The 24,805-nt window shown below is 42.2% G+C and carries 20 protein-coding genes, 6 tRNA genes and 1 riboswitch; of the genes, 7 read left to right on the top strand and 19 right to left on the bottom strand.

What is annotated here, in order from left to right; all coding sequences use genetic code 11:
* Positions 1-492: 492 nt before the first annotated feature.
* The 10 genes from CYK47_RS05265 to secA all read right to left on the bottom strand — a co-directional run bounded on the left by CYK47_RS05265 (position 493) and on the right by secA (position 7,035).
* A tRNA-Pro gene (locus CYK47_RS05265) sits at positions 493-569 on the bottom strand.
* Between the two features lie 18 nt (positions 570-587).
* Positions 588-663: transfer RNA gene (locus CYK47_RS05260), tRNA-His, on the bottom strand.
* A gap of 78 nt (positions 664-741) precedes the next feature.
* Positions 742-818 (bottom strand) — tRNA-Pro (locus CYK47_RS05255).
* Positions 819-836: 18 nt separating this feature from the next.
* A tRNA-His gene (locus tag CYK47_RS05250) sits at positions 837-912 on the bottom strand.
* 41 nt (positions 913-953) lie between these two features.
* Positions 954-1,030 (bottom strand) — tRNA-Arg (locus CYK47_RS05245).
* A 35-nt stretch (positions 1,031-1,065) separates the two neighbouring features.
* A tRNA-Pro gene (locus tag CYK47_RS05240) sits at positions 1,066-1,142 on the bottom strand.
* A gap of 163 nt (positions 1,143-1,305) precedes the next feature.
* Complete coding sequence (nadA, locus tag CYK47_RS05235; protein ID WP_122899597.1) at positions 1,306-2,373, bottom strand: quinolinate synthase NadA; 1,068 nt, start codon at positions 2,371-2,373, stop codon at positions 1,306-1,308.
* Between the two features lie 125 nt (positions 2,374-2,498).
* Entirely contained in the window at positions 2,499-3,719 is a 1,221-nt protein-coding gene (gene argJ / locus CYK47_RS05230) for a bifunctional glutamate N-acetyltransferase/amino-acid acetyltransferase ArgJ (protein ID WP_122899595.1), read from the bottom strand.
* Positions 3,720-3,864: 145 nt separating this feature from the next.
* On the bottom strand, positions 3,865-4,200 hold the full coding sequence (locus CYK47_RS05225; RefSeq protein WP_122899593.1) for a hypothetical protein: 336 nt from the start codon (positions 4,198-4,200) through the stop codon (positions 3,865-3,867).
* A 120-nt stretch (positions 4,201-4,320) separates the two neighbouring features.
* Positions 4,321-7,035, bottom strand: coding sequence for a preprotein translocase subunit SecA (gene secA, locus CYK47_RS05220; RefSeq protein WP_122899591.1), 2,715 nt, complete (start codon positions 7,033-7,035; stop codon positions 4,321-4,323).
* Between the two features lie 285 nt (positions 7,036-7,320).
* Here secA and CYK47_RS05215 point away from each other — a divergent pair, with 285 nt between their 5' ends.
* The gene (locus tag CYK47_RS05215) at positions 7,321-7,962 is read left to right on the top strand and encodes a peroxiredoxin (RefSeq protein WP_122899589.1); all 642 of its coding nucleotides are present in this window, start codon (positions 7,321-7,323) and stop codon (positions 7,960-7,962) included.
* Between the two features lie 423 nt (positions 7,963-8,385).
* Here the strand turns inward: CYK47_RS05215 and CYK47_RS05210 are convergent, their stop codons facing one another.
* Genes CYK47_RS05210 through trpA form a run of 4 tightly spaced genes read right to left on the bottom strand, consistent with a single transcriptional unit; the run spans position 8,386 to position 12,294 of the window.
* Positions 8,386-9,318 (bottom strand): SPOR domain-containing protein, encoded by a 933-nt coding sequence (locus tag CYK47_RS05210; protein WP_122899587.1) that lies wholly within the window; start codon positions 9,316-9,318, stop codon positions 8,386-8,388.
* Complete coding sequence (folC, locus tag CYK47_RS05205) at positions 9,318-10,601, bottom strand: bifunctional tetrahydrofolate synthase/dihydrofolate synthase (RefSeq protein WP_122899585.1); 1,284 nt, start codon at positions 10,599-10,601, stop codon at positions 9,318-9,320. Before folC ends, CYK47_RS05210 begins: the two co-directional genes overlap by 1 nt.
* Complete coding sequence (gene accD, locus CYK47_RS05200) at positions 10,598-11,494, bottom strand: acetyl-CoA carboxylase, carboxyltransferase subunit beta (protein WP_122899583.1); 897 nt, start codon at positions 11,492-11,494, stop codon at positions 10,598-10,600. Before accD ends, folC begins: the two co-directional genes overlap by 4 nt.
* Complete coding sequence (gene trpA, locus CYK47_RS05195; protein ID WP_122899581.1) at positions 11,491-12,294, bottom strand: tryptophan synthase subunit alpha; 804 nt, start codon at positions 12,292-12,294, stop codon at positions 11,491-11,493. The genes accD and trpA overlap by 4 nt, the downstream gene beginning before the upstream one ends.
* Positions 12,295-12,658: 364 nt before the next feature.
* On the opposite strand from trpA, the gene CYK47_RS05190 reads away from it, so the two are divergent.
* Positions 12,659-13,990, top strand: a complete 1,332-nt coding sequence (locus CYK47_RS05190) for a Na+/H+ antiporter NhaC family protein (RefSeq protein ID WP_122899579.1) — start codon at positions 12,659-12,661, stop codon at positions 13,988-13,990.
* A gap of 57 nt (positions 13,991-14,047) precedes the next feature.
* On the opposite strand, the gene CYK47_RS05185 is transcribed toward CYK47_RS05190, so the two are convergent.
* The 4 genes from CYK47_RS05185 to CYK47_RS05170 all read right to left on the bottom strand — a co-directional run bounded on the left by CYK47_RS05185 (position 14,048) and on the right by CYK47_RS05170 (position 17,688).
* Positions 14,048-15,034, bottom strand: a complete 987-nt coding sequence (locus CYK47_RS05185) for a DUF2804 domain-containing protein (RefSeq protein ID WP_122899577.1) — start codon at positions 15,032-15,034, stop codon at positions 14,048-14,050.
* 97 nt (positions 15,035-15,131) lie between these two features.
* Positions 15,132-15,650: a DUF1543 domain-containing protein gene (locus tag CYK47_RS05180; RefSeq protein ID WP_122899575.1), complete on the bottom strand. Its 519-nt coding sequence runs from the start codon at positions 15,648-15,650 to the stop codon at positions 15,132-15,134.
* Between the two features lie 183 nt (positions 15,651-15,833).
* The gene (gene trpB, locus CYK47_RS05175; RefSeq protein ID WP_122899573.1) at positions 15,834-17,063 is read right to left on the bottom strand and encodes a tryptophan synthase subunit beta; all 1,230 of its coding nucleotides are present in this window, start codon (positions 17,061-17,063) and stop codon (positions 15,834-15,836) included.
* On the bottom strand, positions 17,047-17,688 hold the full coding sequence (locus CYK47_RS05170) for a phosphoribosylanthranilate isomerase (protein ID WP_122899571.1): 642 nt from the start codon (positions 17,686-17,688) through the stop codon (positions 17,047-17,049). Before CYK47_RS05170 ends, trpB begins: the two co-directional genes overlap by 17 nt.
* A 141-nt stretch (positions 17,689-17,829) precedes the next feature.
* A riboswitch (cobalamin riboswitch) is annotated at positions 17,830-18,019 on the top strand.
* 35 nt (positions 18,020-18,054) lie between these two features.
* Here CYK47_RS05170 and CYK47_RS05165 point away from each other — a divergent pair.
* From CYK47_RS05165 to CYK47_RS05155, 3 genes are all read left to right on the top strand, one after another.
* Positions 18,055-19,887, top strand: coding sequence for a TonB-dependent receptor plug domain-containing protein (locus CYK47_RS05165; protein WP_122899569.1), 1,833 nt, complete (start codon positions 18,055-18,057; stop codon positions 19,885-19,887).
* Between the two features lie 92 nt (positions 19,888-19,979).
* Complete coding sequence (locus CYK47_RS05160; protein WP_122899567.1) at positions 19,980-20,564, top strand: cob(I)yrinic acid a,c-diamide adenosyltransferase; 585 nt, start codon at positions 19,980-19,982, stop codon at positions 20,562-20,564.
* 134 nt (positions 20,565-20,698) lie between these two features.
* Positions 20,699-21,412, top strand: a complete 714-nt coding sequence (locus tag CYK47_RS05155; RefSeq protein WP_122899565.1) for a glycerophosphodiester phosphodiesterase — start codon at positions 20,699-20,701, stop codon at positions 21,410-21,412.
* 35 nt (positions 21,413-21,447) lie between these two features.
* On the opposite strand, the gene CYK47_RS05150 is transcribed toward CYK47_RS05155, so the two are convergent.
* Complete coding sequence (locus tag CYK47_RS05150) at positions 21,448-21,933, bottom strand: META domain-containing protein (RefSeq protein WP_122899563.1); 486 nt, start codon at positions 21,931-21,933, stop codon at positions 21,448-21,450.
* A gap of 194 nt (positions 21,934-22,127) precedes the next feature.
* Here CYK47_RS05150 and CYK47_RS05145 point away from each other — a divergent pair, with 194 nt between their 5' ends.
* Together CYK47_RS05145 and CYK47_RS05140 are read left to right on the top strand one after the other, a co-directional pair.
* On the top strand, positions 22,128-23,291 hold the full coding sequence (locus CYK47_RS05145; RefSeq protein WP_122899561.1) for an acyl-CoA desaturase: 1,164 nt from the start codon (positions 22,128-22,130) through the stop codon (positions 23,289-23,291).
* 68 nt (positions 23,292-23,359) lie between these two features.
* Positions 23,360-24,805: a protein adenylyltransferase SelO gene (locus CYK47_RS05140; protein WP_122899559.1), complete on the top strand. Its 1,446-nt coding sequence runs from the start codon at positions 23,360-23,362 to the stop codon at positions 24,803-24,805.

Here is a 24,805-nt window from a genome sequence, read left to right as displayed (position 1 = left end):
CAATTACTGACAAAAAATTTGCTCAAATAAACTTCGAGAAATTCTTACCAATTATCAATGAAAATATATTCGATTGATCAACCAGTAAAAATCCACACAAGTTGTTCTTCATAATCTCTTAATGATTTTCTTACTTCTTCGTCAGAAGTAAGACGGTTAGCAAATCTCGTTCCTACCGATGGATGAGCATTATAGAGAGATTTAAGGAGCTTGCAAGACACGCACACAAAAATAATCACTAAAACACGAATGAGTGATTAATTATTAATCAATTTAGCGTTTTTTCGATTTTTTAAGGCTAAAAATTGTAAATATCTTACTCATAGTACTTATGAAAAGTAGAAAAGTAGAAAAGTAGAAAAGTAGAAAAGTAGAAAAGTAGAAAAGTAGAAAAGTAGAAAAGTAGAAAAGTAATGCAAACAGGTTTCATTAAATTTTAGGCATAAAAAAACCGCTTAACGCGGTATCTTTTATTCTGACCATTAAAGTAAATGGTCGGAGCAGTAGGATTCGAACCTACGACCCCCTGGTCCCAAACCAGGTGCACTACCAGGCTGTGCTATGCTCCGTTTTTCAACTTTAAAAGTTGGGGTGAATGATGGGATTCGAACCCACGACAACCGGAATCACAATCCGGGGCTCTACCAACTGAGCTACATCCACCATCATGTGATGCTATTTACTTTTAAGACATAAAAAAACCGCTCTATGCGGTATCTTTTATCCACCACTTTTTAAGAGTGGTCGGAGCAGTAGGATTCGAACCTACGACCCCCTGGTCCCAAACCAGGTGCACTACCAGGCTGTGCTATGCTCCGTTCTTCAACTTTAAAAGTTGGGGTGAATGATGGGATTCGAACCCACGACAACCGGAATCACAATCCGGGGCTCTACCAACTGAGCTACATCCACCGTCATAAAAGCTTTCAGATTCTATACATCGAGCGACCAAATGGCGCGCCTGACAGGATTCGAACCTGTGACCATCCGCTTAGAAGGCGGATGCTCTATCCAACTGAGCTACAAGCGCTTAACTGATGTTACCATCATTTGGCCTTGAAGAATTGGTCGGAGCAGTAGGATTCGAACCTACGACCCCCTGGTCCCAAACCAGGTGCACTACCAGGCTGTGCTATGCTCCGATTCATCTCAGCTTTTGTATCGAACTTATCGTTCGGTACGGTGTGCATTTTAGGCGTGACGCACAGGTACGTCAACACCTATATTTAAAAAAAGTTAAAAAAACGCATCAAACGTATAAATAAACATCATTTATACTATTTTTTAAGCATTTTTGTCTAATTTTCAACGTTTTAACTGAGCACTAAAGGCCAACATTCGATCAAGGGGTAGCTTAGCGCGCTCTGCTAAAGCAGGATCTACATGAATTTCTTGGTCGCCTCGTTGTAAAACCTCTAAAATTCCATCAAGTTCGTTCATTGCCATCCAAGGACAATGTGCACATGAACGACAAGTTGCGCCCTCACCTGCAGTTGGTGCCTCAATTAAAATTTTGTTGGGCACAGCTTGTTGCATTTTATAGAAGATGCCACGATCAGTGGCTACGATCAGACGTTCATGTGGCAAAGTTTGTGCAGCTTTAATCAGTTGTGAGGTACTGCCTACAGCATCGGCAACTTCTACTACAGAAAGTGGCGACTCAGGATGGACTAAAACTGCCGCATCTGGATAAAGCGCTTTCATATTTTCGATGCCACGGGCACGGAATTCTTCATGCACAATACAAGCGCCATCCCAAAGCAGCATATCTGCACCAGTTTTATGCTGAATATAACGACCTAAATGTTGATCTGGTGCCCAAATAATTTTTTCACCCAGACTATCAAGATGTTCAATAATTTCTACTGCACAGCTTGAAGTCACGACCCAATCGGCACGCGCCTTCACTGCAGCCGAGGTATTGGCATAGACCACAACGGTATGATCAGGATGCGCATCACAAAATTCAGCAAACTCTTTTTCTGGGCAACCTAAGTCCAAAGAACAGGTAGCTTCCAAAGTGGGCATTAAAATCGTTTTTTCAGGCGATAAAATTTTTGAGGTTTCGCCCATAAATTTAACCCCAGCCACTACCAGAGTTTGTGCAGCATGATCACGACCAAAACGTGCCATCTCTAAAGAGTCAGATACGCAACCACCGCTCAGTTCTGCTAACTCTTGCACTTCAGGATCACAATAATAATGTGCCACTAACACTGCATCGCGCTTTTTCAGCTCAGCTAAGATCTGTGCAAATTTTTCTTGCTTCACTGATTCAGACATGTGTGCAGTTTTTTGCTCTCCTAAACGATCTAAATGTGCCTGTACGATACTTTTCGCTTCATTGGCAATTAAATTAGTCGCATTATTCATTGTGTATTCCCTACATCCACTTGCAGTATCTGATCAAAATGGCGTTGTGCTTTTTTGACCAGAAAGTAAAAAAACAATACTTACAAAAAAGCCTCACGAATGAGGCTTTACAAAAAAATCTTGAATTATGAACGATAGTCAGCATTAATCTTGACATAGTCATAAGATAAGTCACAAGTATAGACCGTATCTTTAGCATCACCACGTCCAAGCGCTACACGAATGGTAATTTCGGTTTGTGCCATCACGCGGGCACCTGCTTCTTCGGTGTAATCTTCTGCTGCACCGCCATCTTTACAGATTTGTACATCATCTAACCACACTTGGATTTTTTCCACATCTAAGTCTTTAACACCCGCATAACCAATCGCAGCTAAGATACGTCCCCAGTTTGGATCTGAAGCAAAGAGTGCTGTTTTGACCAATGGTGAATGCGCAATGCTATAGGCAATATCACAACATTCTTGCGTATTGGCACCGCCTTCTACGGCAACGGTAATAAATTTAGTGGCACCTTCACCATCACGCACGATTAGCTGTGCTAAACGCTTCATGACGCGAGTCAAGACTTCAGCCACTTGGGCAAAACGTGGATCTTCAGTAGATGTGATTTCTGCACCGCCCGCTTGACCAGTCGCGGCAAAGATACATGAATCATTGGTGGAAGTATCACCATCAATGGTGATGCGGTTAAAAGACTGATTTACAGCAGTCGATAACATTTGCTGCACAAGTTCACGCGCAATTGGCGCATCGGTTGCAACAAAGCCGAGCATGGTTGCCATATTCGGACGAATCATGCCTGCGCCTTTGGAAATACCCGTCATGGTATAGGTCACACCATCAAGCTCAAACTGCTCAGAAGCACCTTTTGGGGTGGTATCTGTGGTCATAATACCTGTGGCTGCATCGACCCAAGCATCATTGCTTAAGCTGTCTAGCGCGGGTTGTAAGCCTGACAATAAACGCGGCATTGGCAGTTGCTCACCAATGACCCCAGTCGAGAATGGTAAAATTTCTGCTTTGCTCACGCCTGCTAATTCAGCTAATTTTTCGCAAGTTGCTTCGGCATTCGCCATACCGATTTTACCTGTGCCTGCGTTGGCATTGCCGGTATTAATCACCAGATAACGAGGATTACCTAACTTTAAATGCGCTTTAGAAATATGCACAGGGGCAGCGCAAAATGCATTTTGGGTAAATACACCCGCAACATTCGTTCCCGGGCTAAATTCAAAAATGACAAGGTCACGTCGATTCTGATAGCGCACATACGCTTCAGCTGAACCAATTTTCACCCCTTGTACCACATGCATCTGTGGCATCGTTACGTCACCAACTGCCATTTTTAAACTTCCAATTTGATTTTATATAAAAGAACAGCTTATTAGATATTGATAAAAAAATCGAGCCTAAAAGGCAAAATGCTAAGTTTTTATCCAAAGACAAAAAAACCAGTCAACAGACTGGTTTTACTCAGAAAGTTAGCCGTTATTTGGCTGCCTCTAATAAAGCTTGTTTGGCTTTTTGTTGGCTTTCTGCTGAAACTGCAGGATTGGCTGCCACAATACGCTCTGCATTGGCACTGTTAGCAGCTACAATCGCCTGTGTTTGTAGCACAATGGGTTTATTTTCATTATTAAAGGTATAGCTAATACCAGTACGCGGGCTAATCACCGTTACTAGATTATCTTTAACAATTGCTTGAGCTGTTTGTGGGCCAAGCGCGGCTTTTACTTTTTCTGGTGTGGTGGTGAGTTGCTCTGCCATCGCGAATGTAGATACTGTGCTTAAGGCTACCAAACCAATTTGTAATGCTTTTTTCATTGTGTTGTCCATAAATTTCTTGATGAGCAACTAAATAACATTGAATAGCAACAACTGCAAATACTATTCACACAACAATAAAAAAGCCACTCAATCGAGTGGCTTAGGCTTGAGTAAAACTTAGATTTTACCGTGACATTGCTTGTATTTAAGCCCCGAACCACATGGGCACGGTGCGTTACGACTCGCAGGTGGCTCAAACTCAGCTGTTGGCTGCACAGCATCAAACTGAGCCTCAACCACAGGTGCTTGTTGTACTTCAGCTAAATTCAGCTGTAATGCTTGCGCTTGTGCCTCAGCTTGCGCTTGTTTTTGCGCTTCCATTTCTGCGATTTCTTCTGGCGTTGGAACATGGATCCGTGATAGATCCGTCACCACATCCGATTTAATCACCGCAAGCATGTTGACAAATAAGTTAAAGGCTTCTTTTTTGTATTCTTGCTCAGGGTTTTTCTGCGCATAACCACGCAAGTGAATACCTTGGCGTAGGTAATCCATGGCAGCCAAATGTTCTTTCCAATGGCGATCAAGCGAACTTAAAGTAAAGTGACGCTCTAGCATGGCTGCCGATTCACTGCCCATTTGTTCACGGCGTGCATTATAACGACCGACCACTTCATCCGTAATACGACGCGCTAAGCCTTCTTCATCTAAACGACGGTCTTGCTCTAACCATGCATGAATCGGTAAATCAATCGAAAATTCTTCACGTAATGCTGCTTCTAAACCTGGCACATCCCATTGGTCATGAATCGACTCAGGTGGAATATAGGTTTCAATCACGCCTTTCATCACTTCACGATGCATTTCTTCTAAATAATCGTGTAGTGAGCTTTCGGCTAAAATATCATCACGTTGTGAATAAATGATCTTACGTTGTTCGTTGTTGACGTCATCGTATTTCAACAAGTTTTTACGAATATCAAAGTTACGTGCTTCAACTTTACGCTGTGCATTTTCAATTGAGCGTGACACCATTTTGTGTTCGATCGCTTCATCTTCAGAAAGCCCCATCGCTTTCATCATATTGACAACACGGTCACCCGCGAAGATACGCATTAAATCATCTTCAAGTGACAGGTAGAAACGTGATACACCTGGGTCACCTTGACGACCGGCACGACCACGCAATTGGTTATCAATACGACGTGATTCGTGACGTTCTGAACCAATAATGTGTAAACCACCCGATGCCAATACCGCTTCGTGGTTTTTCTCCCACTCGGCTTTTAAACGTGCTTCGTCATCTGCTGTTGGATTTTCAATTTTAGCCAGTAATGCTTTCCAGTTACCGCCCAATAGAATGTCGGTACCACGACCTGCCATGTTGGTGGCGATGGTCACAGCTCGCGGTGCACCTGCTTGTGCAATAATATCGGCTTCACGTTCGTGTTGTTTAGCGTTGAGTACTTCATGATGAATACCTGCCGCTTTTAATTTTTCAGATAAAATTTCTGAGGCATCAATGGTTGCTGTACCAATTAGAATTGGCGCGACACCAGACTCATGCACGCGCTGAATTTCTTGAATAATAGCGTTATATTTGCCTTCGCGATTTAAATAAATTAAATCGTCATGGTCTTTACGTACCATTGGGCGATGCGTTGGAATTAAAACAACATCTAAACCATAAATTTCTTTCATTTCCGCAGCTTCGGTATCGGCAGTACCCGTCATACCCGAGAGCTTTTTATATAAACGGAAATAGTTTTGGAAAGTCGTGGTTGCCAGTGTTTGATTTTCAGGCTGAATCTCTAAACCTTCTTTGGCTTCTACCGCTTGATGTAAACCCTCTGACCAACGGCGACCTGGCATGGTACGACCGGTGTTTTCATCCACAATGATGATTTCACCCTCATGAATGATGTAATGCACATTGCGTTGATATAAGAAATGCGCACGAATCGCTGCCGAAACATGATGTACCAGATTTAAATTAGCTGCCGAATATAAGCTTTCGCCTTCAGCCAATAAACCCATGGCAATCAATTCTTGCTCAACCGTTTCATAACCAATTTCGGTCATTTCTACTGAGCGTTGTTTTTCATCAATCCAAAAATGTCCGCCATCTGCGACTTTTTCTTCTTTTTGCGGAGTCAATTTTGGTGGAATAGTATTGATTGCTGCATAAAGCTGCGATGAATCATCCGATTGCCCTGAAATAATCAATGGCGTACGCGCTTCATCAATTAAGATCGAATCGACCTCATCAATAATGGCATAAGTTAAACCACGTTGTTTTTTCTCTTCTAAAGAAAACACCATGTTGTCACGAAGATAGTCAAAACCAAATTCGTTATTGGTACCATAAGTGATGTCGGCACGATATGCTTCTGACTTTTCGGTTGGATCTTGCATGGAGTAAATCACGCCAATGCTCAAACCTAAAAATTCAAATAATGGACGGTTTAACTCAGCATCACGCTGTGCCAAATAATCATTGACGGTAATGACATGTACACCTTGACCACTTAAAGCATTTAAATAAGATGCTAAAGTACCCATTAAAGTTTTACCTTCACCGGTACGCATTTCTGCGATTTTACCTTCGTGCAAGGTAATACCACCAATGAGCTGTACATCATAATGACGCATGCCCATAATACGTTTACCTGCTTCACGGCACACCGCAAAAGCTTCAGGCAAGAGTTGGTCTAGGCTTTCACCATTGTTATAACGTTGTTTGAATTCTTGGGTTTTTGCAGATAAGTCTGCATCGTTTAAGGCAGATATCGTCGGCTCGAGCGCATTAATCTTATCTACGATTTTACGCATGCGTTTGAGTTCACGCTCATTTTTGGTACCGAAGATTCCTCCGATCAGACTTGCCAACATGAATAGACTCTCTAAATCTTGCTTGTCAAAAGAAAAAATTTGTTCTTGGTTGTTATTATGGTGCTAGAAATTTCAAGTACAAGGCTTTTAAGCAGTTCACTGTAAAAAAAAGTCATTCTCAAGCCGTGTGGCACTGGTAAGCTATTGAGCGACAGCTATCATCTTACGCCCAATCATTTAGCATTTTTACTCATAAAAACATCTTAAAACACTATTTTTAATTATATAAAAACTGCGGCATAGTCATTGGTATAGACAACAAGATTAAAATTTATTGAGGTGAGTATGAGTTTACGTTTAGGTGATATCGCCCCTAATTTCCAACAACAATCGAGTGCTGGTTTAATTGATTTTTACGAGTTTTTAGGCGATAGCTGGGGAATTTTATTTTCACATCCTGCCGATTACACCCCTGTCTGCACCACAGAACTTGGCTTTACTGCCAAACTCAAGAGCGAGTTTGAAAAACGCAACGTAAAAGCCATCGCACTGTCGGTGGATGATGTGGATTCTCACCATGGTTGGATTGAAGATATTAATGCTACGCAAAATACCACGGTGAATTTCCCCATTATTGCTGATGAAGATCGTAAAGTGTCGACCTTGTATGACTTTATTCATCCCAATGCCAGCGAAACCCTCACGGTGCGTTCTTTGCTGATTATTGATCCCAATAAAAAAGTGCGTTTAATTATTACTTACCCTGCGTCTACAGGACGTAATTTTGATGAAGTGTTACGTGTGGTAGATTCACTGCAACTCACTGATAACTATAAAGTGGCCACGCCTGCCAACTGGCAACATGGTGATGATGTAGTGATTGTGCCTTCATTACAAGATGAAGATGAAATCAAACAACGCTTCCCTAAAGGCTATAAAGCGCTGACTCCCTATTTACGCCTGACGCCACAGCCTGAGCGAGGATAAAACGGAACATCGTTCCGTCCGAGCGCAAGATTCACAGCTTAGCTGTGAATATAAGGATAAGGGAAGCACTGCTTCGCCCTTGTGCAAGACGAGAAGCTATGCTTCGAGTGGCAAAACCCAAAGCACTGTCTTAGTTTGGCGCAAGACAAGCGCAGCGCGTAGTGATATAAGCAAAACTCTGCTTGGTTCGTGCACAAGATTCACAGCTAAACTGTAAATGTAAGGATAAGCGCAGCGCGTAGCTATGCGATGGCTAGCAAGTTTTGTACACGACAAATAAAAACAATCACTCCAAAGACTAAAAATATAACCATAACGCTTTACGTTCAGCTCATCTTTGGATGGGCCTTTTTTATGAACTAATGCAAGCTGCATAAAAAATGGATGCCTGTTTAGCATCCATTATTCTTTTGATGAATCAGATTAGCGTTTATCTAAAGGTACCCAATCAATTACCCATGCTGACTTGGTATTTAAGCTTGGATCAGAATTGACTTTTTTACGTAGATCGTCAGCAGCTTCGCGGCTCTTGGCAGGTCCAACCATAATCCGTACCCCTTTAGAAGTTGGACTCTTGGTGACCTTATAGCCTTGGGAACGTAGTTTAGCCGCGATTGAATCGGCATTGGCTTGGTTAGCAGCTAAAGCTACTTGTACCATCCATTGTCCATTTGGTTTGCCTTCTTTTTTCACTTCAGCCTTGGCTTCTTCGGCTTTTTTCTTTTCAGCCTCTAATTTACGTTTTTCCTCAGCTTTTTTAGCTTCTTCGGCTTTGCGTTTCTCTTCGGCTTTTTTCTGTTCGGCAGCTTTCTTCTCAGCTTCTAATTTACGTTTTTCCTCAGCTTTCTTGGCGTCTTCAGCTTTCTTTTGCTCAGCAGCTTTTTTCTCAGCTTCAGCCTTTTTTGCGTCATCGGCTAAACGTTTTTGTTTGGCTTTTTCATCTTCCACTAATTCAGGTGGAATGTTGTCAGAGCTTTGCTGACTAGCACGGTGCGCATTTAAAGCCGCATATTCTTCAGCTGCTTTACGTGCTGCTTCTGCCTCAGCTTGTTGCTGCATGGCTAAAAATTCTGCGGCACGCGCTTCTTGTTCAGCTACTGCCTTTTCACGGGCACGGCGTTGTTCTTCTAATAAACGTTGTTCCGTGGCAACATCGACCGTGAGCGGTTGCAGTTGCATTACAGGTTCAGCTTCGGGTTGTGGATTTTTCTTTTGCTGTTGCACTTGCTCCACTAAATCCGAACTACGAATGTTATTTTGGTGAATTTCTTCTTTACCTTTAAGTAATAGCGCAGCAAGTAATACCCCACCACCTAATAAAACAACACCACCCATCCAACGTTGTTTGCTATTCATTAACATGCTTCCAAATACTCCCATACCGCTTCTAAGGTATGAAACGAGCCACATACCAAAATCAGCTGATTATTGTTTGTTTCATCGAGCGCTGATTTAAAAGCGAGTTTTACACTGTCAAAATGCTGCACGTTCTGATTACCCAATGCGACATCGAGCTGCGTAAGGGGTGCAGCACGCGGTACATCAAGTGCTGCAATTTTCCACAAAGCGATATGATCTTTCAACATATCACAGACAGATTTAATGTCTTTATCGGTCAACATTGAAAAAACTGTGACCACTTCTGTGTATTGCGGATGATGGCTTAAGTATTGTTGTAGCTGCTTGAGTAAAAATTCCACGCCATGTGGATTATGTCCCGCATCAAAAATGACGGTTTTATCTTGAATTTGACGGATTTCAAAACGACCCTGTAATTTGGCATTTTGAATCCCTTGACTTAGAGCTAATTGGCTAATCTGTAAATCACTCACCAATACAGCAGCTACTGCGGTTGAAATATTGTCTAAAGCTAAACTGCCTGTCGGGAGTTTTAAGGTCGTGGCACTAGAAGCAAAATTCCATGTTTGACCGTTGTTATCAATTTGGTAAAAATAATCATGATTTAAAGCATAAAGTTTAGCATTGCACTCAGCTACTTTATGGGCAATAGCTTGGGGTAGTTGTTGTTGCCCGCCAAAAATTACTGGAATATTGGGGCGAATAATTCCTGCTTTTTCAAAAGCAATCTTTTCAATGCTATCGCCTAACCAATCGGTATGATCCAGTCCAATATTGGTAACTACTGCAATATCTGGATTGACCACATTGACCACATCCAAACGTCCACCTAAGCCAACTTCTAACACCCAAACATCGCAATGTTTGTGCTTAAAAATCACAAATGCCGCAAGTGTAGTGGCCTCAAAAAACGAGAGGCTTAAACCACATTCGCGGCGTGCTTGATCCACTTGTACAAACGCATCAATTAAGCTTTGGTCATCTACCTCAAGCCCCGCAATTTTTACGCGCTCGTTAAAACGGTAAATATGCGGAGATTGATATAAACCGACATGATAGCCAGCGGCATTTAAAATGGCGGCTAAGGTGGTGGTGGTAGAACCCTTCCCATTGGTGCCCGCGACAGTAAAGACTTTGGCTTGAGGATGGGTAACACCCAGTTTTTCAGCCACTGGAATGACACGTTCTAAACCTAAATCAATGCCTGTAACGTGAACATGGCCCCAATAATCGAGCCATGTTGCTAAAGAATCTGTTGCAAGTGGAGCTTGTGTGTTCAAGGTAAATTCATTAACTTGGTGATGATGCGATATACAGTATCACGTAATGCATGACGATGAACAATTTGATCGACTACACCATGCTCAAGTAAGTATTCCGCACGTTGGAACGGTTCTTCTAACTTTTCACGCACAGTTTGTTCAATCACACGCTTACCAGCAAAACCAATCATGGCTTTAGGTTCAGCAATATGTACATCACCAATCATGGCAAGCGATGCAGTTACACCACCGTAAACTGGATGCGTTAACACCACGATATACGGTAAACCCGCATCTTTCATGCGTTGAATCGCTGCTGAAGTACGTGCCATTTGCATTAACGACAACATACCTTCTTGCATACGTGCACCACCTGATGCGGCAAAGCATACTAATGGTTGACGCTCTTGAATGGCTTTTTCAGCCGCTTGCACAAAACGGTCACCAACAACCGTACCCATTGAGCCGCCCATAAAGTCAAACTCAAAGGCACATGCGATTAATGGTAGGTCTTTTAATAAACCTTGCATCACCACTAAAGCTTCAGTTTCACCAGTTTTCTTTTGTGCTTCAGCCATACGCTCTGGATACGCTTTGCTATCCACAAAATTGAGTGGATCTTTGGCTTGGAATTCTTGACCCAGTTCAGTTTGCACTTGATCAAAGAACCAAGTTAAACGATCACGCGCTTTCATGCGTAAATGTTCATCACATTGTGGACACACATAAGCATTAAAGCTCATTGCAGTACGTGTGACCAAAGCATGACATTCGGTACATTCAACTGTAGGTTCAGTTGAAGTCGCTTTTAATGTTTGTTGTTCATCGGGAACTTGGATACCTGGTACGCCGCGCTCGGTCCACGGCGTCGATGGGCTCAGAACTTTCCCTGCTTTCACTTGTTGATTCATACTAACTCATCGAGCGCAGCTCGAAGCTCCTTGACTTTATTAACCGTTTCAATCACGGCTTGTTCTGGTGCTAAAGTGGCAAATTGTTTAACAAATGCACTACCCACAATCACAGCATCAGCTGCTACACCCATCGCTTTGGCAGAGGCGGCATCGCTGATACCAAAACCAACGCCTACAGGTACATCTGTTACTGCTTTAATTTTTTGGATACGTTGTGCCGCTTCAGAAACATCTAAAGTTGCCGCACCCGTTACCCCTTTTAACGACACATAGTAAATAAAGCCACGCGCTTGCTTGGCGACATGCTCAATACGTGCGTCGGTTGAAGTCGGTGCAAGTAAGAAGATTTGATCCATGTCGTATTTTTTCAATACTGCATTAAAATCGCTAGCTTCTTCTGGTGGTAAATCCACCAACAACACACCATCTACACCACATTCGTTGGCAATAGATACAAATTTTTCGTAACCAATGACTTCAACAGGATTTAAGTAGCCCATTAACACCACTGGCGTGGTTGTATCTTGCTCACGAAACGCTTTGACCATGTTTAAAGCATCCAAAGTATTGGTGCCCCCTGCTAAAGCGCGTTCTGCAGCTAAAGCAATCACTGGACCATCTGCCATAGGGTCGGAAAATGGCAAGCCTAGCTCAATCACATCCACCCCAGCAGCCACCATTTGATGTAATAAATCAACCGTGACTTGAGGATGCGGATCTCCTGCCATAACATAAGAAACTAAGGCTTTTTGCTGTTGTGACTTAAGCTGGGCAAATCGGCTGGCTAAACGTGACATAGGGTTGCACTTTCCTTGAATATTAAAACGGAGACGTTAGTTTTGTATCAATACAAGACCCAAGCATTGTAACGCTATTTTTTACTCATTGGATAGAGTACAAATCAAGCAACTTTGTTGGGTCTGTTTGCGGGTTTAAATCAGAACAAACCTATGCCCTACATTTACTAATATTTGCTTTTTTTTCTCAATGATCAAAGATTCCTAATTTTAGCTTTAAAAAAATTGCCTTGAATTAGACCAACTTAGTTTAAATTTTAAAAATTTGATATAAAAAGCCAAGTTAGCATTTACATTTAAACTTGGCCTAAATTGCAAAAGCTGCATTATACTAGGCATATTCTTGTATATTTTTTATCTCCCTATGACTTTTGATGCAGCTCAGAAAGTGCAAGCCCGTATGCTTGCGCTGTTGCCGCTTATTGTTTTTTTAGCCATTTTTTTAGGCAGCGGCATCTATCATACTCTTATTGGCACTGAGTTTGCCTTTTATCAAATGAAAGCGCCTGTCGCTGCAATTCCTGCTGTTATTTGTGCAGTATTGCTGTATCGCGGCAAACTGAATGATGGTATTGATGCCTTTTTAAAAGGTGCTAGCCATCCCAATCTCATTTTAATGTTTATGGTGTTTATGCTGGCAGGTGCTTTTGCCAGCGTTAGCTCCACCATTGGCAGCGTGGATGCCACGGTACAACTGGGTTTATCGGTGATTCCACCTAGCTTAGTGTTGCCGATGCTGTTTTTGATTTCAGCTTTTATTGCCACAGCGATGGGCACCTCAATGGGCACCATTGCAGCATGTGCCCCAATCGCTTTTGGCTTTTCGCAAGCGACTGATATTGCAGCAGTGTATGCTATTGGGGCAGTCGTTGGCGGTGCCATGTTTGGCGACAATTTATCTATGATCTCAGACACCACCATTGCCGCGACCAGCAGTCAAAAAGTACAACTACGCGACAAATTTCGCGTCAATGTGTGGATTGCAGTGCCTGCAGCGTTCGCTACGGTGGTGATTTATTTTTTACTGACCAATTCATCTCAAGCGATCAGCTCTCAAGCGTTTAATGCGTGGCTTATTCTGCCTTATGTGGCAGTTTTTATTTTAGCTTTTAGTCGTTTACATGTCTTGGCTGTTTTGACTATAGGTGTATTACTATCAGCATTAATGGGATTATGGGCAAATCCAGAATTTAATCTACTTAAAATCAATACAGCAATCTATGATGGCTTTGTTGGGATGCTGGAAGTGGCTTTATTGTCGATGTTCTTAGGTGGCTTATCGGCAATTATGCAGCGTGAAGGCGGCTTGCAATGGTTGATTGAACGCATTTATAGCATTACCCGTTTATTTAAAGTAGGACGGCAACGTGCCGGTGAAATTGGCATTAGCTTCTTAGTGGTTTTCTCGAATTTATTTGTGGCCAATAATACCGTGGCGATTATTTTATCAGGTGATATGGCGCGTGAAGTCGCAAAAGAATATGGGGTTGATCCTAAACGTGCTGCGGCATTAATGGATATTTTCTCCTGCGTGATTCAAGGTTTAATCCCTTATGGTGCGCAATTATTATTAGCTTGCTCAATTGCCAAAATGTCACCAGTCGAGCTGATTAGTAGCGTGTATTATTGTTGGGTGTTGGCACTCATGGCAATTATCGCAATTGTACTGCGCTATCCGCGTATTCGCACAGTCTAAGCAAGCTAAACAAAGCCTATTCAAAAAGCGACTTCAAGGTCGCTTTTTTTATGGCGATTATAATTTTCGTGCGTGTCGTTCAAAGCTACCATATTCAGCATTCAGTTGAATACAGCGCTCTGCTAAACGGATCGTGCCAGAAATTTTACTCAAATACTGCTGGAATTGACTGCCACTAAAACGGAAATTAACTTTTTCTGCGCGTGACCATTGTGGACAGATCGTTAAGTCAATATGACCATCTAAAGAACGTACACGCCATTGCTGTGCCTCAATGTGTTCAAAGATAACGTCACCTAAAGCATAAATGACTCCATCAAGCCATAGGCTATTTTCTGCTTGACGATGATCACCTGCAGCTAGATTTAAACCAACCCGATGCTGACCCTGTAGCCAAAAATTACAGCTTAACCAATACCATGTGCTTTCAGGTTTAAAAAAACCACAGGTATCATCAAGGCTGGCAAAGCTCTTAGCATTAAACTGAATCGTTTGACCTTTTTTATTAATAAAATAACCTTCACAACCCAATGTCGTGAGCTTTTGGCTATAAATCCAACCATTTTTACCCACAGGAACACAGCTACTTAGAGGATCTGTGCCAGCACAAAAAATTCGCGCACTGAGCTTCACCTCACCGTATTTGGTGGCACGTAAATAACGTACCCCATGGGCATGATCAATAGTCAATTCAAAAGGTGATTTTTGGAAATTACTATGATTAAACAAGGGCTGTTCATCAAGCTCAGTATTGCGCGCCAATAAAGTAGAGCCCTGCCACTCTAAAACTTCACCGCTTTCATGATCATAAATATAAATTAAACCATAGCCAGCCCACGCTAAGTCCGCAATTGCAAGACCAATACTGTAATGTTGATGCTGAATGCTACAAAATTTAAATTTTTTATATTTTAATCGTTTACGCCAACCGAGCAATTCAATCCCCTGCTCAGTTTTATATTGAAACAGCTGATAATTGATTCGAGTGGGAATCGTATTAAAACGGCCGTACTGTGGCTGTCCATTGGACTGAATTAGATCCATTTATCCCCACTCATTTAAAGACGCATTATCTTAAAGTATATTATGCCAATAAAACTTAACCTGCATAGAGGTTGTCCATTTTTTATTTGATGCAATACTAATCAACACTTAAAGGCAAATAGGTATTTTCCCAGCGATTAGAACTAAACTCACCAGCCACCAATTGTACATAGCGTCCATGCACATGATCAATGGCAATACAATCATCAATATCTAACACACGATCGGTGTGTTGTTTTTGCCAACTTGCTGCAAAATAATTTTTGCCACGTTGCTTGGCCACCATGGCATTTTGTGCCACCACCAATACATAACGATGTAATTCGCCAAATTCACGCGGGCTATAACCACCTAAATTAATTAAATACAGTTTATCGTCACTTTGCTTAGGCGCAGCATCGGTAAATTGGATTTGATAAGATTGTCCTTCAAACTCAATGCCATTAATTTGTGCCCATGAATCAATATGTAAACCTTTTTGTTCACCAAACCATGCATTTTTGAGTTGTGGGTAGGTCTCTTTTAAGTCTTCACCGACCGCTAAGACCACATCATGCACTTCGGTATTGGCACGCGCATGGCGACCACCTAACATCACAATAAATAAACTTGGCATAAGCAATCCTTTGAGCGAGTTAAGATCATCATAACGAGATATAAGCCAACTGTCGTCTAAACACTTCAGCTTTTTACGACTTTATTTTTATAAATAAAAAATCGCACTCAATTGCTTGAATGCGATTTTTTAAGTTTTAACCTCTCCCAAACCCTCTCCTATTAGGAGAGGACTTAAGAGCATTTACATCTCAACCATTTCTACGCCATCAATATGCGCAACGGTCATTAAATCTTTATCACCACGACCTGAAACAGTGGCAATAATAATTTGATCTTTAGACATGGTTGGCGCAAGTTTGGTCACATACGCCATGGCGTGTGAGCTTTCAAGCGCAGGAATAATGCCTTCAATTTGGGTTAAATCACGGAAACCTTGTAAAGCTTCAGTATCATTAATTGGCACATATTCCACACGGTTCATATCTTTTAAGAAACTGTGTTCAGGACCCACCCCCGGATAGTCTAGACCAGCAGAAATCGAATGCGTTTCAATGATTTGACCTTGCTCATCCGACATTAAATAAGTACGGTTACCGTGTAAGACACCCACATGACCTGCATTTAAAGGTGCTGAGTGTTTACCTGTTTCAATACCATGACCTGCAGCTTCTACGCCATACATTTTCACATCTTGATGGTTTAAGAATGGATAGAACAAGCCCATCGCATTTGAACCACCACCCACACAAGCCACCAATGCATCTGGTAAACGACCTGCTTGGGTTTGAATTTGTTGACGTGCTTCACGACCAATGATCGATTGGAAGTCACGTACCAATTGCGGATATGGATGTGGGCCTGCCACGGTACCAATCACATAGTAAGTGCTATCAACATTGGTGACCCAATCACGCATCGCTTCGTTCATGGCATCTTTTAAGGTTTTAGAACCACTTTCCACCGGTACAACAGTTGCGCCCAATAAACGCATACGGTACACGTTCATGGCTTGACGTTTGACGTCATCCGCGCCCATATATACCACGCATTCTAAACCTAAACGTGCAGCGATGGTTGCGGTTGCGACCCCATGTTGACCCGCGCCAGTTTCGGCGATAATACGCTTTTTACCTGAAAGTTTAGCCAATAAAGCCTGACCAATAGTGTTATTCACTTTATGTGAGCCAGTATGGTTTAAGTCTTCACGTTTGAGGTAAATTTGCGCACCGCCAAGGTGCTTCGACCATCGCTCAGCATAATATAAAGGACTAGGACGACCTACATAGTAGGCGAGATCACGGTCGAATTCTGCCAAAAACTGAGCATCATCTTTCATACGGAAATAGAGTTGCTCTAAATCCTGTAAGGCTGCCATTAGAGTTTCTGACACAAAACGTCCGCCATGGATACCGAAATGCCCACGCGCGTCGGGGAATTGGGTATAGTCAATCACATTATTTTGCTGATCCACGTTGGACTCCTTGCATAAAGTGTTCAATGAGTTGTCGGTCTTTAATACCTTTTGCGGACTCTACGCCTCCGCTAACATCCACCGCATAAGCACGGGTGATATCAATAGCGTGTGCAACATTGTCAGGGCTTAAACCCCCTGCCAAAATTAAAGGAATATCGAGTTTTGGGAATTTTGTCCAGTCAAAGGCATGCCCTGTACCACCTTTTAAGGTGGGATGCCATGCATCAAGTAACATCGCACTTGCACCTGCTGCTTGATAACTTTTTATCACAACCTCTATATTCATATCAGATTTAACCTGAATGGCTTTATACCAACGTCGCCCTGTCGCTTTGGCAATCGCTTGACATTGTGCAGGGCTTTCATCGCCATGAAACTGTAATACATCGAGTGGAACTTGTTGTAAAGTGGCTTGAATCTCTTCAAGCGAGGCATTTACAAACAAACCTACTAGTTGTACATAAGCAGGAATATGTTTTGCTAATTCAGCAGCTTGGGCAATAGTCACACTTCGAGGACTCGGTGGATAAAATACCAAACCAATGGCATCAGCACCGCTATCAACAACGGCTTGAATGTCTTGACTTCTGGTAATACCACAGATTTTGGCACGCGTTCGCATATCTGGTTCTGGCTTTAACTCATCCTGATTTATAGCCAATCTATAAATTCTAACAATCCGCATTGTAAAGCAATTTTGCGATGTTGCGTAAAGTTCATCCAGATAATTATTCACGCGCATTGTTTAAGCAATAGGCAGACCGTATACTCTGCCGCACTTGCACATTGGTTAGGGAAGTTGGTGCGAAACCAACACTGCCCCCGCAACGGTAAAATGAAAAGCATATCTTTATAAATCAACACGATTTACACCACTGCATCTGATGTGGGAAGGTGGATATGTAGCATACGCACATTTAAGTCCGGATACCTCGCCTGTGCCCCACAACTCAATCATTCACGGGGAAGTGAATGTATGGAGCCTTTTATGTCAAACTTTCAGCCTGCAGCACTTGCGGGTGCTATTGCTCTCGCCAGCAGTTTTTCTGTATCTGCCAATGATGTAGCAGCCACCACAGCAACACTGGATACCTTAGTCATCACGGCGACGCGTTCTGAAGAAAAAATTGAACATGTGCCTGCACGTATTTCGATTATTGAGCCGCGTATTCTTGAACAATCTGCTATTACTGCCCTTCCCGATTTACTGAAAATTGATCCTAGTATCAATGTGGTTCAATCTGGTGGTTATGGACAGCAAACTTCTCTCTTCTTACGTGGTACAAACTCTACTCAAACCTTAGTTTTACGTGATGGTGTTCGCCTCAATAGCGCGACGACTGGTGCAGCATCCATTCCATTTCTAGATACGACCGACATTCAACAAATTGAAGTCTTAAAAGGACCTGCTTCTGTCCTCTACGGTACAGATGCTATTGGTGGTGTGGTTCAATTTGTGACGAAGACACCTCAGAAAAGCGCTGCCTTTGTCACAAGTGAAATTGGCGAGAGTAAGACTTATAAATCCTTAGTCGGTGCCGACCTTGCCGAAAATGGCATCTATGCTCAAGTACGTGGTCAAATTTTAGAAAGTGATGGCACTTCGGTATTTAACCTGAATGACCATCGCAACTATAGTTTTGATCAAAAAGGTTATAGCGCAAAATTTGGTGTTGATCGTGAGCAATATGCAGCATCACTTGATTACAGCCAAAATCAAGGCAATAACCAGTACAACAGTTGGGGCACATTTATGAGTCAAGACTTCGAAAACGAAGTCGTTAATTTTAAAATGCGTGTCAATCCAACCAAAACTCTTGAAATCCATACACGTCTTTCACAGTTTAAAGATAATTTAGACCAAACAACGACCGCAAACAGCAACGTACATAGCACAACACAAGAAGCCGAGTTATATAGCAAATGGCAAATCAGCCAAGTACAAAATATTTTAGCTGGAGTGACTACACGGAGCACTGCTGCCAAAACCAATGCGCTGAATGAAGATATTCAATCCACAGGTTATTACTTACAACACCAGTACCAAGCCAATGGTTTAAGTACACAACTCGGGGTACGCCTAGAAGATAACGAAAAATTTGGCACGCACAGTGTCGTACAAGGTGGGGTACGTTATCAACTCCTCCCTAACACCAGTATTTACACCAATATCGGCACAGCATTTAAAGCACCGACTTTAAATGATATGTACGCTTGGGGTGGCAATGATTTGCTTGATCCTGAAGAAAGTATTTCTTATGAAATCGGGATAGATCAACGTATTACAGCAAATCTATTGGTTGGCGCATCGATCTTTTATACCGAAGTGGACAATATGATTAATTCAACCTGCGTTAGCATATGTGATGGCGATTGGGAGAATACTTTCCCTGTATATCAAAATAAAAATATCGATCAAGCATCCATGCAAGGTGCTGAACTGACCGCAAAGTGGACACATGAAGACTATTTTCTTTCTACAGGCTATAGCTATGTGAAAACTGAAGATCAAGACAAAGGCACTGAATTACTGCGTCGCCCACGTCAGTCCCTGAGTCTATCCACTGGTCTAGAAAATGCCGATTACGGTATTAGCGCAACATTGACAGCAAAATCTAAAGCCAAAGATTTCAGCCAAGATATTCCAGGCTATGCACGTATTGATTTAAATGCATATTGGAATATTCACCCTCATGTGAAATTGTTTAGTAACATCGAAAATATTGCTGATGTGCAATACAAAACTGTACATAGCAGTGGTGCTCAATACTATGTCAACGGTGGTCGCCTTGCCTCTGCTGGTGTCACCTTTAAATACTAAGCTCAGTCTTTTGATAAATACCTTTGAGAATCATGTCATGGCTATGGCATGATTCTTTTCATATTCAGCATTTGAAATTTTAAGGAACTCACATGGGACACCGTTTAAGTAAAATTTATACCCGTACAGGTGATGCAGGTACCACAGGTTTAGGCGATGGCTCACGCGTGGCCAAAGATGATTTACGCATTGAAGCGCTAGGCGATGTTGATGAGCTTAACTCAAGCATTGGCATCTTGCGTTCACACATTAGCCTGAGTGATTTAACAGAAGCGCAAAAAGCCAAATGGGATAAATCATTAAGCTTAATTCAACATTGGTTATTTGATTTAGGCGGTGAAGTCTGTATTCCAAACTTTCATTTGGTGCAGCCAATTTCAATTGAATATCTAGAAAATGATATTGATGACATGAATGAAGCCCTACCAATGCTCAAAGACTTCATTTTACCTGCGGGAAGTTTAGCCTGTAGTTTTGCACATCAAGCCCGTAGTGTCTGTCGCCGTGCCGAACGTCGTTTAATGGCAGTCCATACACGCGATCAAAATATTCAAGCGCCATCTTTACAACTACTCAATCGTTTATCAGATTGGTTATTTGTCGCATCGCGCACGCTACAACTGCAAAGCGGTGGCAACGAAGTGCTATGGCAAAAAAATATTAACCAAAGCATCTAAATTTAGCCCCTCAACATAGATGACATTTCATCCGATCATGCTTGCAATTCCCCATGATTGGATCAAAATAGCGTCACTTTTTTGTCATTTGTCTTGTTTAATATGTCCTTTTCACCGTTACGTATAGGTTTAACATGCGCATAATTGGTCATCGCGGTGCGCGTGGTGAAGCACCAGAAAACACGCTCGGCGGCTTTCAATATATTCAAGATTTAGGCATTCGTGGCGTAGAATTTGATGTAAGACAACTCAAAGATCATGCCTTGATTGTTATGCACGATGATCAAATGCTACGTACCACAGGACAAGAGAAACAATTATACGAATGCGATGCCACCGATTTAGCCCAATATAACCATGCCGTAACATGGTCGACATGGAATCAGTTTGAGCCTACACCACTGTTACAACAAACCCTAAAAGTGATTTATAACTTTGATCATATTGAAGTCGAAGTGAAAGCTGTGGCTTCAGAACAACATGCTTTTCAACTCACTCAAACCCTACAACAGCAATTGCGCGGTTTTGAACAAAGCGCAATCATTACCAGTTTTGACCCTAAAATTCATACTGCTCTACAACAACAAAATTCAAATTTTAAACGCGGTTTACTGATTGAAGATACCCGTGGCGCACAAGCCATTGAAGATGCTTTAGCTTTAGGATGTTGCCAAATTGGTTGGATGAATGAACTAGCCACTGATGAGCTCATTCAAGCCACGCATGATGCCAAACTCAATATCAGTGTTTGGACAGTAAATGAACCTGAACGTGCGAAAAAATTGCGCGACCTTGGCGTACAGGGCTTAATTACTGACTACCCAAAGCTGATGTTAGAGCAGCTCTAAAACCTAAAAAAGCCCTGATGCATCGCGCTTTATGCTTAGGGCTTTTGCGCCACAATCACGCTACGACCACGTTGATCCAATAAAATTAATTGCTGACCACTGACTTGATAGCGTCGCACACTGGCTAAAGCATCTGCTAATTCTGCCTCCTGTGCTAAGGCTTGATCACAACTGTAATGTCCAGCTTTGGCCTCTAAAGACAGACTTTTTTGTGCTGTTTGTAAGACATAGCGCCCATGAATACTATTACAGCCCGTATGCCCTTGTAATACTCCCAATTGTGAATTGAGCTTTAAGCTTGGCATTTGTCCGTAAAAACGCGCAGGCTTACCGTGAATTTGCTTAATTTGCCAAGCAATGTCTTGTAAGCCATCGCTACTACGAATCACGTTTAATGGTCGCTCTTGGCTGCTGCGATATGTGGTGTTTTTTTGGGTTGTTGGGGGGCTACTTTGACAAGCAACCAAAATCAGACCTAAACACAAAAAACCATTTACTTTTAAAAACTTAGATTGCAACATACGACGTTCATCCTTTTTTTATCTGTCCCTGCAAGGCTATGCTTTTACTGACATAGATGAGGGTGGATATTCTGTTACTGTTTCCTACAATACAAACGTATAATAATACTAGAGTCTAGCTCTTGGCTCATGCTAATATGCTTAGCATCTGCACCGATTTAGGTGAGCCGCTGGTCCTAGGAGCGTTGTTGGAGATGAATCCTCCCCTACCCCAAGCCCCGATTAACTGGGTTGCCGTTTTTGCTTTAGTCTTTTTACCTATTGTTGCCGTCATTGCCATTCCTTTATATGCCATGAACCATGATTTTAGCCTTGCAGCTTGGATCAGTATGGTTGTGCTTTTAGGCGTCAGCAGTTTAGGGATTACAGCAGGTTACCACCGTTTATGGGCACATCGTGCTTATGAAGCCACTACACCATTAAAGATTATTTTAATGCTGATGGGAACCTTTGCGGTACAAAATAGTATTTTGTATTGGGGTTCAGGACACCGTACTCATCACCGTCATGTCGATGATATCGAAAAAGACCCGTATTCAATTAATAACGGCTTTTGGTATGCACACTTAGGTTGGATGTTACGCGACTATCCTGCGGCAGAGCCAAACTATAAAAATGCACCTGATTTACAAAACGATAAAATCGTGATGTTCCAACATAAATACTATGTGCCTTTAGTGATTGCCGTACATGCTGCGATTTTACTGCCGCTTGGTTGGGCAGTCGGTGATGTATGGGGCGTAGTGTTGTTGGGTGGTTTAGTACGTTTGATTTTAAGCCATCATGTCACGTTCTTTATTAACTCATTGTGTCATATGTGGGGTACACGTCCTTATACCGACGAAAATACCGCACGCGATAACTTCTTCTTAGCTGTGGCAACATGGGGCGAGGGTTATCATAACTATCACCATATCTTCCAATACGATTATCGTAACGGGGTAAAATGGTGGCAATATGACCCAACTAAATGGTTGATTTGGAGCTGCTCGAAACTCGGTTTAGCCAAAAACTTACGTCGTATTCCAAGCTTTAATATTAAAAAAGCTGAACTGGCGATGAAGTTTAAATATGCCGAGCAAGATTTAGCGGTCTACGGTCACAATGTGACAGATGATATTGCCCAAGCCAAGCAACGTATTTCGCAAGAATACGAAGCCTTTAGCCAAACTTTAAATGATTGGGCTAAGCTCAAAGAGCAAGAAATTCAACATAAAAAAGCGGCTGTGGCGGAAAAAATTCACCAAATGGATGACAAACTGAAAGCTGAATTCCACCAAGTGGAACAACGCTTGGCACAGCATCGTGAAGCATTAAATCACGTCATGCGTAGCTTAAAAAAGAATAGCGCAGCCTAATTGCATAAGCCCCGAAATCGGGGCTTTGTTTGTTATAGTGGCGCTTAAATTTATGAGTATTTTACTTTATGCAATTTAATTCCCGTTATCCAACTCTCAATCCTAAACTGTACCATCAGCAAGACCCTAGCCCTTTGCACGGTGCCAAAGCGGGACACTTTAATCAGGCTTTGGCTGAACAACTAAATTGGTCAGAACAAGATCAAGCAGCATGGGTAGAGATTTGTAGCGGGCAAAAAACCTTTGCTGAGTTTCCCCCTTTAGCCATGGTCTATGCGGGTCACCAATTTGGTCAGTGGGCCGGACAATTAGGCGATGGTCGTGGGCTACTCATCGCGCAAATCCTAGATAAAAATAATCAAACCATTGACCTACATTTAAAAGGTGCCGGTTTAACCCCTTATTCACGTATGGGCGATGGCCGTGCTGTACTACGCTCGACCATTCGTGAATATTTAGCCGGTCATGCCTTAAATAGTTTAGGGATTCCTGCAAGTAATGCGGTCGGGTTCACCTCATCAGATCAAGGTGTGCAACGCGAAAAATTAGAACGTGGCGCGATGTTGCTACGCACCTCAGATTGCCATATTCGTTTAGGCCATTTTGAATGGATTAATCAGTATCAAGCTGATTTACTGCCTGAATTCACACAAAAATGTATCGAATGGCATTATCCTGAATGCTTAAGTGCAGAACAGCCGATTTTAGCTTTTGCTACTCGTGTGATTCAGCGTACTGCGGTGATGATTAGTCACTGGCAATTGGTCGGTTTTGCACATGGCGTGATGAATACCGATAACTTAAATATCACTGGTTCAACGCTTGATTTTGGCCCATTTGGTTTTATGGAACGCTTCCGTCCTCATTGGATTAACAATCATTCTGACCATCAAGGGCGTTACGCGTATCAAAATCAACCGAGTATGGGACATTGGAATCTTTGGCAATGGCTGAATAATCTGGTACCTTTGTGTCCTGAAGGCTATGATAAAGAGCAGTGGAAACAAGATTTAGCTGCCTGTTTAGAACACTTTGAACCCACTTTCTTAGAACATTATAAGTTTGGCTTAGCGGAAAAAATGGGCTTGCCAAGTTTCCATAAAGACAGCTTTGATTGCGCCATGGCATTTTTACGTATTTTGCAAAGCGAGCAGCTTGATTACACGCAAAGCTTTATTCGCTTGCAAAACCAAGACTACACGGCGCTGCTTGATGATTGTCTAGATCGTCGTCAATTTGAAAGTTTCTTAAGCCAATATCACAGTATTCGTGAACATCAAGATATTGAGGCTTTAAATCAGCGTATGACTGAAGTCAATCCACACTATATTTTGCGCAACCATATGGCGCAAAAAGCAATTGAACTGGCGGAAGGTAATGATTTTTCTGAAGTCGAACGTCTGTTTAAGTTACTCAGCACACCATTTAGCCAACAGCCTGAATTAGAACGCGCCGAAGATTTAGCACCTCTACCGAGTGATCAACCTGAATTAGTGGTCAGTTGTTCTAGCTAG

This window comes from Acinetobacter sp. B51(2017) (genome assembly GCF_003711395.1).
GTDB lineage: Bacteria > Pseudomonadota > Gammaproteobacteria > Pseudomonadales > Moraxellaceae > Acinetobacter.
This window is presented reverse-complemented; position numbering and strand designations above follow the sequence as displayed.